The 16,250-nt window shown below is 44.6% G+C and carries 13 protein-coding genes; all 13 read right to left on the bottom strand.

The window, feature by feature from the left end:
• Positions 1-146: 146 nt before the first annotated feature.
• Positions 147-1,571: a Wzz/FepE/Etk N-terminal domain-containing protein gene (locus AB4274_RS06210; RefSeq protein ID WP_017063900.1), complete on the bottom strand. Its 1,425-nt coding sequence runs from the start codon at positions 1,569-1,571 to the stop codon at positions 147-149.
• Positions 1,568-2,686, bottom strand: coding sequence for a glycosyltransferase (locus AB4274_RS06205; protein WP_372058640.1), 1,119 nt, complete (start codon positions 2,684-2,686; stop codon positions 1,568-1,570). The genes AB4274_RS06210 and AB4274_RS06205 overlap by 4 nt, the downstream gene beginning before the upstream one ends.
• The gene (locus AB4274_RS06200) at positions 2,679-3,464 is read right to left on the bottom strand and encodes a DapH/DapD/GlmU-related protein (protein WP_372098677.1); all 786 of its coding nucleotides are present in this window, start codon (positions 3,462-3,464) and stop codon (positions 2,679-2,681) included. Before AB4274_RS06200 ends, AB4274_RS06205 begins: the two co-directional genes overlap by 8 nt.
• Positions 3,465-3,556: 92 nt before the next feature.
• Positions 3,557-4,933 carry an O-antigen ligase family protein gene (locus AB4274_RS06195; RefSeq protein WP_372111347.1) on the bottom strand — a complete coding sequence of 459 codons (1,377 nt, stop codon included), beginning with the start codon at positions 4,931-4,933 and terminating at the stop codon, positions 3,557-3,559.
• A gap of 252 nt (positions 4,934-5,185) precedes the next feature.
• On the bottom strand, positions 5,186-6,292 hold the full coding sequence (locus AB4274_RS06190) for a glycosyltransferase family 4 protein (protein WP_372082619.1): 1,107 nt from the start codon (positions 6,290-6,292) through the stop codon (positions 5,186-5,188).
• On the bottom strand, positions 6,273-7,784 hold the full coding sequence (locus AB4274_RS06185; RefSeq protein ID WP_017059588.1) for a sigma-54 dependent transcriptional regulator: 1,512 nt from the start codon (positions 7,782-7,784) through the stop codon (positions 6,273-6,275). Before AB4274_RS06185 ends, AB4274_RS06190 begins: the two co-directional genes overlap by 20 nt.
• A 223-nt stretch (positions 7,785-8,007) precedes the next feature.
• Entirely contained in the window at positions 8,008-8,412 is a 405-nt protein-coding gene (locus tag AB4274_RS06180) for an Hpt domain-containing protein (protein ID WP_017059589.1), read from the bottom strand.
• Positions 8,413-8,806: 394 nt separating this feature from the next.
• Positions 8,807-10,039, bottom strand: coding sequence for a glycine betaine/L-proline ABC transporter ATP-binding protein (locus AB4274_RS06175; RefSeq protein WP_017059590.1), 1,233 nt, complete (start codon positions 10,037-10,039; stop codon positions 8,807-8,809).
• Positions 10,032-10,931, bottom strand: coding sequence for a proline/glycine betaine ABC transporter permease (locus AB4274_RS06170; protein ID WP_017059591.1), 900 nt, complete (start codon positions 10,929-10,931; stop codon positions 10,032-10,034). The genes AB4274_RS06175 and AB4274_RS06170 overlap by 8 nt, the downstream gene beginning before the upstream one ends.
• Positions 10,932-11,078: 147 nt before the next feature.
• A complete protein-coding gene (locus AB4274_RS06165; protein WP_372111345.1) occupies positions 11,079-12,071 on the bottom strand; it encodes an ABC transporter substrate-binding protein in 993 nt (330 codons plus the stop codon).
• Between the two features lie 554 nt (positions 12,072-12,625).
• Positions 12,626-13,315 carry a chromosome partitioning protein ParA gene (locus AB4274_RS06160; RefSeq protein WP_372111343.1) on the bottom strand — a complete coding sequence of 230 codons (690 nt, stop codon included), beginning with the start codon at positions 13,313-13,315 and terminating at the stop codon, positions 12,626-12,628.
• Entirely contained in the window at positions 13,315-15,414 is a 2,100-nt protein-coding gene (locus AB4274_RS06155; RefSeq protein WP_102320213.1) for an SLBB domain-containing protein, read from the bottom strand. The genes AB4274_RS06160 and AB4274_RS06155 overlap by 1 nt, the downstream gene beginning before the upstream one ends.
• Entirely contained in the window at positions 15,411-16,247 is an 837-nt protein-coding gene (locus AB4274_RS06150) for an OmpA family protein (RefSeq protein WP_372111341.1), read from the bottom strand. The genes AB4274_RS06155 and AB4274_RS06150 overlap by 4 nt, the downstream gene beginning before the upstream one ends.
• Positions 16,248-16,250 lie beyond the last annotated feature (3 nt).

The raw sequence follows: 16,250 nt of genomic DNA, 5'->3' as shown, positions 1-16,250 counted from the left end.
ACTACCTTGAAAAACACCGCGAGTGTTGGCGTTTTGCTCTAGGATGCACGAAGCTTGGAAACTAGAAAGCTAGAAAGCTAGGAAGCACGAAGCTAGGAAATTAGAAAGCTGTGAATCTAGCAAGTCAAAAATGGCTTTGAGGCTGACTAGCTCATTTTAGGGATCACCGTTATCACAGGGACACCCAAGATATCTTCGATTTCGTCTTTGCGTTTGATTGAAGAATCAAACAGTTCAAACAATACCGCTAAACCAATACCCAAACCGATACCTGCAACGAATCCAGCCAGAATAAAAACAAAAGTCGGCATGTTAGATTTGACACTCGGTGTGAAAGGCAAATCGATAATCTTCACACGTTTGTTTTGCTCGAATACACCAAGCGAACCCGTTAGTTGAGCCATTTCATAACGCTCTGTCAGTTCATCATATAGTTGACGTTTGATTTCAACTTGACGTTTAAGGCGGTACATCTCTTTTGCATTTTCGCCGAAGTTATTGGCCTTGTGTTCTAATTCGAAAATCATAGTTCGAAGGCTTTTGGTCTCTTCAGTTAAAGACTCAAAGCGAGCACGAACCAGCTGTAGGCTGTGTAATTGAGTGACCAGAAGAGGTTGGGTATCAGAAAGTTTGTTCAGTGTCGTACTACTTGCGATGTCCCAAAGCTGGTCGCTATTCATCGTTGGCTGGGTTACCTCGAGCAAACTCTTACGTTCATTCTCTAGTCTGTCTAGCTCACGCACTTTAGCTTGCACAGCACTGTGCTTGTCCGTGTATTTAGCTTGTAACAAGGTAAGGTCGCTACGAATGTCGATGATCTGGTCTTCTAATTTACCGATCACAGGGTTGGTTCTTGAAAGTTGTTGGTCGATTGACCCTAAACTTTTTTCGACACCCGATAACTCGGCCTCTTTTTCTGCCAGTGTTTGTTTGAGTGAAGCTAAGCGATTCAAACTTTGGCTCTGTACCTCAGGCGTCGAATGAACATTCTCATTCATGTATGCAGCTAGCGCTTCTTCTGCTTCTGCAAGCTCTGCGCTACGTTTGTCGATATGGATTTTCAAGAAGTTACTTGAATCTTCAATCGATGAACGTTCCGGTGCAAGTAACTGTTCAATGAAATGTTCACTTACCGAGCGCAGCGTAGCTTCCATTCCATTTGGTGTGTTCGACGTTAGACTTATCTTTAGAAAATCTTTTCCAAGCTGAGTCACCGTTAGACGTTGAGACAGGTCAGTAATGATCTCTTGTTTCTCAATTTCAGGCATATCTGGCGTGGTTAATTGCAGTTCATCAGCGACCGAGTAAAGCACATGTCGACTGTGAAGCAGTGTTCTCAATGCGTTAAGTCGATCTTTGAGCATCGTCGAAACGGCAATGTCTTCCAAGAATGGATTCATCTTGGCCGTTTCTTGAATCAACATACTGGTATGCGCGTCATATTTAGTTGGAGCCAACTTGCTCACACCAAAGCCTACAAAGGGCAAAATAAGCATTGGCAGAACGATAACGTAGCGTTGGCGCCACATCGCATTGATGATGACTAATAACCGCAATTTCAGATTATTCATAATAGCTCCAACATCCAATGTACGAAGTTACCACGGTTCTGCCAGCTCTCTTGTTCGACGACAGAGATAGGTGAGTTGCTTAGCTCGCGTGCATGATCAAGCGCCCAAATCATTTGGTTGGCACTGCCAACCGTGGTTACGTGCCCTTGATATGGAACCAAAGCAGGGAACGGTGTTGTGATAATGGGGGTGCCCGCCGCAAGGTATTCCATTAGTTTGAGTGGGCTACACGCTCGGATCTGCTCGTTATCAACAAACGGCAACAAGCTCACATCCCAGTGTTGAGAATAGCTTGGTAGCGTGTGGTGTGGACGAGGGCCAAGGTAATGTACGTTACTCAACTTAGGCAGCATGAGCGTATCAAGCTCGTTTGGACCTATGAAAACAAAGTCCCATTCCGGCATCGCATTCGCAACATGATCAATCATTTCATAATCAAGCCACTTAGAAAGGCTGCCATAAAAACCAGCAATAGGGCGGTGGTTGCTTGGTAAATCTTTTGCTCTTGGTGCGGGTGTTGAAAATAGGTCTACGTCGACACCATGTGGTAGCAAGTGCGCTTTATGCTTTGGAAATTTACCCATCAATTTTTTGCTAGCCGCGAATATAAGCGTTGATTTTTCGATTAGCTCTGATTCGTGCTGTGCAACGGTGTCATGATCAACACCAGCCAGCGCGCTAAAATCATCACCGCAGTAATAGACCACAGATGACTCGCCTAAGTGTCCGCACAAATCAACAGCGGTCGGAAGAGAAGTCCATAGGATAGGCGCGTTAAGATTAAGCTCCGCAATAACCGGTTTTAGTTGGTGCAACATCATTTGCTGAGCCAACTTTCTAGAAAATTTAGAAGCAGGCGCAGGGATTGTCTTTAAGTTAACGATAGTAATGTTGTCGTGTCCCTCAGAGTCGAGCATGTTTTGAGTTACGGCCTTGGTTTTACCAAACAACTTGTTGAACGCTCGGCTAACATCTTTGGCGGACAGCTTCGGTTGTCTTAAGCCAATTGAGTTGACCCATAAGACTTTGTGCTGCTTAGCAAGGTGACGAACTAAATGTTGAGTCGATGAAGGTAGGCCACCAAAGTCTTCACCAAATACGATTAAATCACGCATGGTCACCTCCATGAGTCTCTAACGAATCGAACATATCGGATTCTGTCACTTCAACGGGTTTGATGTGACCGACAACTCGAGCTGGGTTGCCACCTGCGATTGCGAAGGCAGGAATATTCTTTGTTACTACGCTGCCTGCGGCTATTACGGCACCTTCGCCGATGGTTACGCCACCTTTGACCGTCACATTCGTGCCCAACCAAACATCGGGTTCAAGAATGATGTCACCGATTTGCTGAGGGTCGTCACCTTCACCTAGCGCTCGGCGTTTTGCATCAAGCGGGTGTCCAGAGTATCCAAATAGAAAAGCGCCGCCTGCGATTCGTACGTTGTCAGAGATAACGACTTTACCGCCAACAGCGATAGTCGACTGCCAACCAATGTCGACGTTGTTGCCAATCGACAATAGTGGGTGTTCCAAGCCTTCAAGTGGCTGAGTACAACCAGAGAATGTCGTGTGGCCAGAGATACGGCAGTTATCGCCAATCGAAATTTGTACCGGACCGCTGACGAAAGGCAGTCCACCATACAAATACAGGCGTTTGCCACATTGAGCCACACGACCTTTGAAAGCCGGAGTCCAGTAGAAGAATCGCGTAAAGCCAGAAACCAGATTCACCACTAGCTTGTGCGCTTGATATAGACAGCGATTAAATAGTTTAGGGGTAGGTAGCTCTGCGCTTCTGATGTCTTTCAAAATGAAAAACACATTTCTAATTCGAGAATTAGGATGAAACTTAAGCCAATGTTTGAATTGATGTATAGATACTGACGTCATAATGAAAATCCTCTTTTTTGTTATATAGAAGTACTTTCATATATTGTGCCATTTAATAAATATAATACTTTCAATAGGTTAAAATGTGACTTTTAGGTTTTCTCATTTTGACAGGCAGTTTGAGATACGTTTGAGACGCAAACTGTGAGTGCTGCGAGGATATAAATCGGCCAGTTGAAGCCTTGAGTCAAAAATGTACCCGACACGATTGTTCCAATCAGACCGGCATAGATCGCATAGGCGACCGCGTTGAGTTCGGGTGCGATTTCTGTGGTCGAGTTTTTTAATCTCGTTAGCGTAGAGCGAGAGGTTTTGATCAAAGCAACGATAAGGCAGACAAAAATGATCAGACCAATAAAGCCTGTTTCTGCCAACACACCAAACCAGGTACTGTGAACGGCGTGATTCAGTCCGTCCCAATGCGAACTGTAAAAGAAGTAGTTCGAGAAGAAGTTGTTCAACCCTACGCCGGTCAGTGGGTTCTCAACTGCCATTTTTACTGCCGCTTCCCAAGCATAGATTCGCCCCATTGCAGATTCATCGATGCCTTGTTCAGCTGCACCACCAGAAGACCTGTCTGAGATCCCAGCAACCAAGTAGAGCACGACGGCCGCGACAGTTCCTACGGAGATTAAGAGGACTTTAGAGCGCACTAGCTTCCACGCAAAAATACCAATCACCGCAATACAACCCAGTAATCCGCCACGGCTTTGAGTGGCAATAATGGCGGCGAGCAGTAACAGACAAACTAAGGCACTGATTAAACGTTTGGATCGTGAGATGCCAGTCGTGGTGGCTTGGCTTATTGTAAAGGCGAGTGGGAACATCAGTACCAGTGCTAGGTCGTTCGGGTCACCTAACATAGAGCCAAAATCGCGGCCAATAGTCACGCGTGAGCCCTCGACAAGCCCAATACCATTTACTGAGTTGTAGACGGCAATAGAGCTGACTAAAGCGCCAGCGTAGATAATCGTCATCGCGGTTTTTGCGAGATTTTCCGTGGTGTTTACTAGCCAAGTAATCGCAAGCGTCATCACTATAATTTTCCAATAAACGCCCTTGAATTCTGCTAGTGCTATTGGCCTATTGGACGCGAAGATAATACCAATGAAAACCAATACCCAAAATATGGCGAGCCAATTTAAACAAGGGTGCCAGAAGATTTTAAGTTCTTTACTGATTAATGCATGCCATAGAAGAGCCGACAGAGCGCCTAATGAAAGCATCAGCGGTATTTTTAGCGAATAGAGCTGAGGTATAGCTTCGTGAATTCGGAAAAATGAAAAGACAACGAACAATAGAACTAACCAGAATGTTTTGTTTAACACGAATAACCCGGCCAATGGCACAAGAGCGAGCGCCACAATGACAGCAGGGTGAGGCACAAAGTACCAAACAACACCAAGCCCAACACACAAGGTGCTGATCGTGATGATGACTGGCAATCTATTGGCTTCAGGGTTGACCATTGTGACCTCTATTGGCAAATAAACTCTTTAGGACTCGGCTCGTAATCTTTTTAAGACGTAGTTACGCCTGATGTTAAAGATTGCAAAGTGAGTGCCAGTTATGCATTTTATTTAACTTACTGATTTAATGTTGGATTATTAAGTGAGGGCGTAGCCTTGAGGTGAGTTTTGTCATTTTGAGAATCAGTATAAAACTGACTAAAGTACTTAAATCATCAAGCCCAAATAACCAGTTATCGACTAAGGCTAGAATTAACGGTCGAGTTGATAGATTTCCAACAACTGCGGGACAACGGCTTGTGGAGAGTATTGGTTTTTCACGGTTTCTATCGCGTGACTCTTGAGAGAGTTACGTTGCTCGTTCGTCAATGACATCCACAAAGATAAAAACTGTTCTAGCTCAGCTTCTGAATTTGCAAGGTAGCCGTTAACTTGATGCTCGATGAGTTGAGGCAAGTTACCAACTGAGGTGGCGAGAACGGGAATGCCACGAATCATGGCTTCTAATGCCGCCATAGGTAAGCCTTCAAAGCGAGAAGGGATGATTAACAGATCGATTTGGCTCCAGACGTCGTCCATATTGGTCTGATGCCCATGAAAGGTCACATTATCAGGCTGCGATTTAACTAAGATGTCCATTTCTGGCCCGTCACCAAAAAGCTCAAACCGAACATCAGGAAACTGTTTGGCTAATGCAACAAATCGATCAGGCGCTTTTTCATGGCTCAATCGCCCCACAAAACCAACATGGAATAGGCTTGATGAAGGGGAGCTTGTTAACCCGGTTGGCATTTTAACAAAGTTATTCAATTGATGGGTTTGACTCGGCACTTTCGCTTTAATCTTTTCACTGACCACGAGCGACTGATCAGAAAGAAAACTGCTGTAACGGTCGAGCCAATCATAAAGCCATACTTTGCCTGTTGGGGTTTCACCTGCGTGATAAGTGGTGATTTGCTTTGTGTTGTTGAAACGAGGCGGAAGCTTGATTAACTTGCTGACCAAACTGGCTTTGTAACCATGAGCATGGATAAGCCTTGGTTGATAATGTTGAACTGCACGTTTCAGCTGTGTCGCGCTATTGCCATTTGAATCTACAGAACATGAGGCTAAATCGGAGAGGTAACTAAAAGGGATGTTCAGCGCATTCAACTTTTCAACGATGATCGCTTCAGGATTAAACTTAGTCAAAAGAACGATACGAACAGCCTCTGAATACTGAGCGCTTTCCGATATCAGGCCTTGTGCTAATTCTAAAACATGCGTTTCTATGCCTCCAAAAGTTTGGCTGTCGATCAACAGCCAAATCTCATGAAGGTTTATGTCGAGTACACCTTGGTTAGGCTTGATTGTACTCATCTTCCGATTCCCAAGCCTGTTTCTTACGATAAACAGTAGAAGGGCTAAGTTCTAACAGCACAGCAGCGTTTAACACATTCCCATCGCAATGATTGATGGCATGTTGAATGGCTTCACGTTCTATTTGCCACATTGGACGAATAGCACCTTCGCTTGTGGTAAATGCAGGCGTCATCGGCTCGTTGTGAGCTTGAGCAACTGACGATTGTTCCAACTCTTCCGGAGTAATCGGTGGCAACTTAGCTTCTGGTGCTTCAACAACTGCAGGTTGAGGCGCAGTTACTCGAATTGGTGTCACTGATTTAGATGATGGAGCGGCATCTACTTTATTAATCGGAGGCGGTAACATGTCTTTAGTCACGCTCGTTTCATTGTTCAACACCACGATGTTACGGATGATGTTTTGCAACTGACGCACATTGCCTGGCCACGCATAACGTTTAAGTAGATTCTGCGTTTCTTTGTCTATTGATTTAAACTTCTTCTTATCTTGCTTCGCGTACAGTTTCAAGAAGTGATTAGATAGGGTGACAATGTCACTTCCTCGTTCACGAAGCGGTGGCATTTCGATAGGCACAACGTGAACACGATAGTAAAGGTCTTCTCTAAAACGTCCTTCTTCTACTTCAACCAGTGGATCGCGGTTGGTCGCACAGATAATTCTGACATCCACTTTAATCTCGCGGTTGCCACCGAGTGGAGTAAACGTACCAGTTTGCAAAAATCTGAGGAGCTTCTTCTGCATCTCCAGTTCCATTTCACAAAGCTCATCGAGAAATAGGGTACCGCCATGCGCTTGCATTGCTGCACCTTTCCGGTCGGTTGTCGCACCGGTAAACGCACCTTTAACGTGACCGAAGATTTCACTCTCCATTAGGTCTCGAGGGATAGCGCCGCAGTTAATGGCCACGAAGGGTTTACCATTACGCTGACTCTCTTGGTGAATCGCTTCCGCACACACTTCTTTACCTGTACCACTTTCGCCGTTAATAAACACGCTGGCAGTGGTTGGTGCTACCGAATCAATGATCTTGTAAACCGCCTGCATGGGTAGGCAAGAGCCAATGAAATTATGAAAACGATCACGATCGAATTTGCTTTGCATGTTATCGACGAGGTTTTCGAGTTTCGCTCTTTTTAGATGCAAGCTAACAGAGGTCTTGAGTCGATCGGCTTGAATGGGTTTCTCTAAGAAGTCTTCTGCACCGCGTTGGATAAGGTCTACCGCGATGTTTACTGAACCATGCGCTGTCGCGATGATGACAGCGGTCGGTATTTCGTTAGCAGTAATCCAATCTAAGACTTCTTCGCCTGGCATGTCAGGAAGCTTAAGGTCGAGAATCACAAGCTGTGGAGAGTGCCTTTCAATGAAGGTCTTAGCTTCCGCGCCGGTTTCGACGTGGAAAATATCATAGGGCTCGTCTTTTACGTACTGCTTGTAGAGTACGGCGAGTGAGGTGGAGTCTTCAACTAACAATACCTTAGGGCGCATTGTGTATTCCTTTTGAAACTTTATCCTAACCAATCAATAACATAGTGATATGCAACCATCAATACGAGTCTTGTGTATTTGTTATCTACCACATGCAATCTTTTAAGAAGCGGCCTGTATAACTTCTCGCATTGCTGTTCATGATGGAGCCCATCTTATGGCGACTATATTAATAACGACTGTTTTGAGTTTTTAATCTGATACCGATAATGAACATGCAAAGCTAGCTGAAGCCTGCCTCTTTCCTTTCAAGCAAGGCTTTTATTGAACGCTCTGCGAGCTCTAGTAATTCATCAACTTGTCGAAATGCCGCATCATGACTCTGTTCTAAACATAGCTTTTCTAAAGCTCGAGCTAATTCACCCAAAGGGCGATTACCTAACGAAAGCGCTGTGCTGCCGAGAGTGTGGACCTCGAACTCAAGTGTTTGAGCGTCTTTCTGCGTGACTGCCTCTTTTATAGCGACCAAGCGTGTTTGTGATTCTTCGACATAATGGTCGATCAAGATAGGGATAATGTCCGCACTTGTATCGCGAATCATTTGCTCCAGAACGCTTTCATCGACAAGCTCGCTCACTTGTTGTGAGTTTAGATTTGTAGCTGCGTCTGACGCTAAAGTAGAATTCATCACACTAAGTCCTTTTATTGAGCTTAATATCTGTTAATACTATTAAGTTTTAGTCATTTTCTAGAATAATTTCAACTGGTTGCCGTACAAATAGAGCATTTAATTGGCATCTCACTCATCTTGCTATTGGGTTTGTGACAAACCTAACGGACTGATTTTATTTTGTTTTCTCTTATGAAATATAAACTTAGGTGCCTATAAAGCCTAAGGTGCGGGTAGATCTCAGAAGAAAACGAGCCCGATACAAATGAAAAAGACCACTGCAGTGAAATAACAACAGTGGTCTTAGAGCGGGTTATGTAGTTTAGGCTAATCTAAATAGCAATAACTCAAATAACGATAACCCAAACAATGATAATTTAAACAGCCGTGCTTTAAATCACGAAAAGTAGGACTACGAAGCTTTATCAATTTTTGGCTTTGGGTCGGCTTCTACTTCTTCCTCGCTACTTTCTGAGAAGATATCAGCAACAGCGCTTCTCTCGAGTTCACCTTTTAGATTACCGTCTTCATCAACAACTGGAAGAGAGTAGTCACAAGACATAGTGTCCGGTAGCACTTCTTCAATCACCGCATCAGGTAAGATGGCAGGGACTTCTTCGTATATCTCGTCACTAAAATCATGTACCGATGAATCTTCAACGGCGTCTTGTAGACTTTCTTGTGTGACTAGGCCTTGATAGCCGTCATCTGTTACGTGATAAGCGTAATCGTTTTTAAGCATCTTCATTTGTGCCAAAGCACCTTCAATTGTTTCTGATGTGATTCGATACAGAGGAGGCTGCATAACGGTTTCAACGGTCAGTGCACGAGCACGGTTTACGTCTTTCACGAACGCTTCCACGTAATCATCGGCTGGATTTAGCAGAATCTCATGTGGTGTGCCTTGTTGTACTAACTCGCCGTCTTTCAAAATTGCGATTCTATCGCCTAGGCGGAGTGCTTCGTCCAGATCATGAGTGATGAAAACAATCGTCTTATGAAGCTTCTCTTGAAGTTCGATAAGCTGATCTTGCATTTCACTTCGAATCAAAGGGTCGAGTGCCGAAAAGGCTTCATCCATTAACAAGATTTCAGCGTTAGTACACAGAGCGCGAGAAAGGCCAACACGTTGTTGCTGACCACCTGAAAGTTGCGCAGGGTATTGCTTGCCGTAACCTTTCAAGCCCACGGTTTCTAACCATTCGTTGGCTTTTGCTAAACGGTCTTCTTTTTTGATGCCTTGTACTTCCAACCCGTACGCAACGTTTTCAACCACAGTGCGATGAGGCATTAAGCCAAAGCGTTGGAATACCATCGACATTTTATGACGACGGAACTCTTCTAGCTGTTTAGTGTTGAGGCTCATCACATCAATGCCTTCAACCATGATTTTACCTTGAGTCGGGTCAATCAAACGGTTGAAGTGGCGAATCAGCGTCGATTTACCCGAGCCAGAAAGCCCCATGATAACGAAGATTTCACCACGGTTAATCTCAAGGTTGATCTCTTTTAAACCAACGGTATGACCCGTATCCGCAAGAATCTGATCTTTGTGTTCGCCGTTTTGAACTCGGTTCATAACAGACATTGGTTTCGGTCCAAACACCTTGTACAGACCACTAATTTCAATCAATGGTTTAGTCATGCTTGAATCCTCCTAAATGCGCATTAGTTCTTCTTGCGTACGCCTGAGAAGCGCGGTCAAAAAGGATTGCGAGGGCAACGATGGCGAAACCATTCATCAAGCCTAATGTGAAGTACTGGTTAGTAATCGATTTGAGAACCGGTTGTCCTAGGCCTTTCACACCAATCATGGATGCGATAACAACCATAGACAGTGCCATCATGATGGTTTGGTTAATACCCGCCATGATCGTTGGCATTGCTAGAGGAAGTTGAACACCCCATAAGCGTTGCTTTTTGCTCGCACCGAAAGCGGTAGCGGCTTCAAGGACTTCTTTATCAACTAAGCGTATGCCTAGGTTAGTTAGACGAATTACAGGTGGAATCGCGTAGATAACCACGGCGATTAGCCCTGGAATCTTACCGATGCCCAGTAGCATTACCACTGGAATCAAATAAACGAACGCAGGCATGGTTTGCATGATATCGAGCATCGGCGTAACAATTGACTGAGCTCGATTTGAACGAGCCATCGCAATACCAATCGGAATGCCCAAGAATATTGAAACCAAGGTACATACGGTGATGATACTGAGCGTCCGCATGGTGTCTTCCCACATTCCAAAGTAACCAATGAGAAGTAGAGAAGCAACACAGCCTAGAGCCAGTTTCCAAGAACGGCTTGCTGCGTAGACAAGGCTGGTACACACAGCCAGGACTATAATCCAAGGTGTTGAGATAAGGAGTTTTTCAAACCAAACGAGGAATGAAAGAAGAGGGTCAAAGAGAGATTCAATCATTTCGCCGTATTCACGGGAAAATTCACGGTATGCGCCATCTAGCGTCTTTTTTATGGTTCGTAAATCACCGCGTTCCATCTCTGGAAAGCTTGATAACCAATTGCTGTCAGCCATTTTATATCCTTATAGTTCGGAGCCACTTGTCCATGCGATAAGAAAATCGCTAATGAAAAGGGCTCCGAATCATGAATAACATCAAGTATAGCGACGTTATTTCTGTTTTATTGTTGAAGCGTAATTACTTGTTATTAAATCAAGCTCTTACAGCTCTGCTTCAACTTTCTTAGCCACTACTTCAGAAACCCATGGGTGCCATACTTCTGGGAATTCACTTAAGAAATGCAGACTCGCTTCTTCGCCATCAGCTTGGTTGTCTTCCATCCAAGCAAGTAGCGAGTTCATTTTGTCGTTCGTGAAACCACGTTTAGTAAAGTAGTCGTATGCTTCAGGAGCACGTGACGCAAAACTTTCAGTGGTAATCGTGTGAACAGGTGAAGGCGGGTACATGGTCGCTTTTGGCGATTCACAATCTTCTTTAGTGGTACAGTTAAGGAACTCTTCCTCATTAACGCCACTGCCAAAGTCGACTTTAACCATGTCGTATTTACCTAGCACAGCCGTCGGTGCCCAGTAGTAACCAAACCAAGCTTCTTCACGTTCATAAGCTTTTGCGATAGAGCCAGATAAGCCGGCACTCGAGCCTGGATCAACAATCGTGAAACCGCTGTTTTCTAGCTCAAGAGCATTAAACAGGTTTCCGGCGCTGATCTGACAGTTCCAGCCTGCAGGGCAGCTGTAGAATGCAGATGTATCTGGGTCTTCAGGGTGTTTGAATAAGCTTGCGTTTTTGCGTACGCCTTCGATGGTTGCCATTTCAGGGTACTGTTTTACTAGGTAAGCTGGAACCCAAAAGCCTTCTTCGCCGCCGTTCACAAGTGCTTTACCTGCGTAGCGAAGACGTTTTTCTTCAACACCTTTATCTAATGCGTCTTTTAAGCTGTTGCTCCAAAGTTCAGGTGCAACATCAGGCTGGCCTTTTTCGATCATAGACGTGCCTGTTGGCATAGTGTCGCCAGGGATAAGTTCAGCATCACACCCATAACCATGTTCAAGGATGAATTGGTCGATATTGGCGATCAGTGTTGCAGAGTTCCAGTTCATATCTGCGATTGTTACGCTGCCACATTCTCCAGCGTTAGCATTACCGCTGGCTGCTGCTACTAACAAAAATACGGAGCTTAACTTGTATTTCATATTGAGTTTCCTTTCTCTTTAATAATACAACTAAGGTAACCAAGGTAAATTGATTATCTAAATTGCTCGATGGTGATCCTTTCCGTGTATTTGAACCATTTGAGCAGAAGGAGGGATGGGTGAAGTTTGAATAGATAAACGTGCAAAGTCAGTGAAGTGTGATTTGCCAATTCATCCACTGTGTTTCAACAGCCATCGGATAACTTTGTCAAACTATTACAAATTCGTCAAAAACCACCTCTATTTATAATCTTAGGGAATAATCGTACGAATTCCATCTTTGATGCGATTTACATGGCACTTTAACCGTCTGTGTCACATTACCGCTAAAGTTAGGCGTGGGGCTGTTGATTTTTGAAGGAATTTAAAGGGGGTAAGACCATGATTGATGTGTGTTAAATGCGTTGAATGGTTTTTAAAATCTTATTTTTAAGAATAACTTCGCCAAAAATACCCAATTTGGTTTTGAGTTATTCAGAGCTTTTGGAGCTTGAAGTCTAATAGGATAGGTGGCTGTCATGGTTTAATGACAGCCAGAAAGTAGCAAAAGAAAGTTACATCGGAAGGTTCAAAAACTCATTTTGATACAGCTTGTTTGCCAAGCTATCGCGAAGCTTAGCGGGGATGAATTTCATTCGATTGATTTGTCTGACCATCTCTTGTGCAAAGCTAGGCTTTTGTTTCATGTTCATCACGCAGCCCATTAGGTTGATACTTTGTGCATCAAGCAGCTTTTTCGCTTGTTCTAGGTGGTGACTCGACGTTTCACCATAGGCGACAACCATTAGTGTGCTGTCACAAGCACTCGCCACAGACTGCGCCGGAATGTTGCCTTTGTTTATGTTGAGAAGCGGTGAGGTATCAATGATGACTCTGTCGTATTTTTCTAACCATTTGTTGACCACTTTTTGTAACGTTGTCGGATCTTTATAAGCCAATTGCGTTGAAGCAACTTGTGGAGCAGGGACACCGATAAACGTACGCTGAGATTCAACATGTTCAATCAATTGACCTTGCTGATTATCTTCTAGCATATTCAAATCTTTGAAAGCAGGGTTAAATAAGTTGAGATCAACATAAAGCGTTGAATGACCCGCAAGAAGAAAACGCTCGGCTAATGCAGTTGCAATAGATGTTACACCGTCACCTGAATGGCAAGCGGTGACGCATATTGATTTTTGGCCGTTAAGTTCAGAAGCTAAATACAGTTGCTCGACTTCGGCATGGGTCGCTGAAATAGTCATTATAAAGCTCCTATTAATACGATGGTGGTGGTGATACGCAGTATGTCATCAAGTCCGACGCGTGCTTTTTCAATAAAGCTTTCGCGACGGTCTGGGATGTAAATCGTGTCACCAGCGCGTAGCACCGGCAAGTTGTAAATGTTCGCCGTTTTGCTGAATTCAACAAGGTCAAAAGTACGAGCCTGACCTTGGCAGCAAGACATATTGACGATGGTAATTTTTTCTACATAAGCATTGTCGGTAGGTCCTGCTGCTTCTGCCAGAATATCTAGAATGGTCATGTTGTCGTTGAACACATAACGCCCCGGATTGTTAATCGCACCAAGCACACGAACGGTTTCTTCTTTCGGTGTATCTAACCAGTTTTTGCCTTTCTCTGGGATGTAAATCGTGTCGCCAGTGGTTACGTTTGGCAGTAACGATTCGTCACCGGTTTCGAAGTACAGTGATAAGTTAAGTTTGCTTACTTGCGAATAGGTTTTGTCACGATGCGTTACTCGAACGTTGTGGATGTCGGCATCCTTTGTTGGACCGTCAGCCGCAGACAAGATATCAAGGAAGTGCATGTCTTTGGTGAAGCGGTAACGACCAGGCGCATTCACTTGTCCAAAAATGTAGATCGAAGCATCAGAGCTTTGACGAACCCATTGTGATTTATTGTCTGAAGGGTCTTGTGGCAAGTCGTGAACACGCACGATAGAGCCCGCTCGAATTTGTGGCATTTGGTCACGTGGCGCACCATTTCGAATAAAATCATCAAGGTTAAACACAACTAGCTTTCTACCTGTAACAACCTCGATTTTCGATGTGTCAGCGCGTAGCGTAGGGCCACCGACGTGTGCCAATAATCCCATGAAGTTCATTTCATCTGACCATTCAATACGACCAGGTCGATTCACCTCACCAATCACGTTAACTGCTCTGTCTGGCGTGATTTTCAACCAAGACTTCTCGTTCATGTCGGTTTTCTCAGGAACGAAAATCGCGTCACCAGCTTTGATGCTAGGAGGGTTAGAGTTAGGTAAGCCTTCAGTGTAAGCCGCTAAATCGAATTTAAGCACTCTGCCATCTGCTTTGATGACACGGATTTGTCGTGACTCTGCAAATCGAGTTGGGCCGCCCGCATTCGCCAAGATATCCATAAAGGTCGCGTCTCTTTTGCCTTCAAAAGCACCAGGTGCTGCGACTTCGCCCATTACGTAAACCATGTTCGCGCCGGATTTGATCTCTTCTTCTTGCTTGGGAACGAAAATAGTCGCACCCGGGCGTAAAATTGGAAGCAGACTTTCGTCACCAGAATCTAAGTAACGTTTTAGGTTGAATAGCGTTGGAGTGTTGTTCGAAATCACTCGGATTTGCTCAACACTGGCATAGCGAGTGACACCGCCCGAACGCATAAGTACGTCGACAAGGTCGGTGTTCTCTTTGTAAGTGAACGAACCCGGCGCGTTTACTTCACCAAACACTTTGATGGAGTTACGAGAGTCGGCACTGTCACCTGAGTTAGCAAGCTTTGCTGCGTCGAACTCTTGTTCAATGTTACCGACTAATGGAGAAGCTGGAACGAACAGTGAATCCAGTGATTGCAGAGTAGGTAATGTTGACTCGTCTCCTGAATCAAGGAATCGTTTGTAGTTAAACTCTTTCTTATCCGCGCCTCGCTTAAGAATAAGCTTGTCCAGTTGCGCGCCCGGGCGTAAACCACCCGCAGCGTAAAGTGCCATTTGGATGCTAGAACCTAATGCGAGAGTGTATTCGCCAGGCTGTTCTACATAACCTTGCACATAGATAATGATTTGCTGCTCTTTTACATACACTGAAGCGTTCGAAAGATCTTTATAAGCGGTTGCCAGCGACTCTAGAACGACTTTGTTAAGCTGTTCGCTGTCGTAACCTGCAACAAACACAGCGCCTACTTCAGGAAGGGTAATACGTCCACGCTTATCCACCTGGAAACCAGTGTTTAAGGTGCTTTCACCGGGTACATTAACTTGGATAAGGTCACCGACTTGAACCGCGTCTGAAAACTCGTCGTTAGCATTGACAACATTCGCAAAGCTCAACGACAGGGTGATGATAAAAGCGATTAAGGATTTCATATTCCACCTCCCATTTTCTCGGCATTCTTAGGCGAGATAACTTCGATACTTACTCGGCGGTTAGTTAAACGTGTGCCGTCAGATTCGCCTTCAAAAAGAGGGACGGTTTCGCCAACAGATACGGCTTTGATTCGTTGAGCGCCTAGTCCAAAAATAGTCAGGTAGCGTTCGACTTGTTTCGCTCGTCCAAGTGCTAACTTGTCGTTGTATTCTTCGGCACCCGTTGCATCAGCATGGCCGGTAACAACAAGGTCTAGGGATTTGTGTTCTTTAAGTAAAGTGGTCGCCTCGGCCAGTCTTCCCATATACTTAGGATTTACTTCAGTCGAGTTTTCCGCAAATTGGTTGTCAACATTAAGTAGGTCATACAACTGTTCAATAACCGACAGTTGCATTCTAAATTGATTTTCATTTTGTGGTGGCTCACAGCGGGCTTGTGAAGTTACGTAATCCAGTTGGACCTCAAGTTCATTTAGGCGTTTTCTTTGGATTACTAAGTCGTTGGCTGCATCCAGTAGTAGACCACCTTGAAGTTCGCGAGCAATACGATTTTGCTTTTCGATTGCTTGAACAGCAGCAGCGGGGAAACACCAACGAGCACCTTCTTGAATCAAAGCATCAAGGTGCAATTTAGCGAGCTGCCAATCAAAGCGTAATCCATGTTCCGGACCAAGAGGCTCGTCTGGCATGACAGGAGAGAAGTCTGAGTTTTGATAGTTAATAGAATCGTAACTTTCAGCCAAACCCCCTGTGCCTTGTTCAGGATAGCTAGTACAGCCACCCAGAACGAGAGCGGACAGAGAAAGGGCTATGTAGTTTTTCAGTATTTTCATGCC

The organism is Vibrio sp. 10N.261.55.A10 (assembly GCF_041470825.1).
GTDB lineage: Bacteria > Pseudomonadota > Gammaproteobacteria > Enterobacterales > Vibrionaceae > Vibrio > Vibrio crassostreae_C.
The sequence above is the reverse complement of the archived record's forward strand: the minus strand, read 5'-3'. Positions and strand labels throughout refer to the sequence as shown.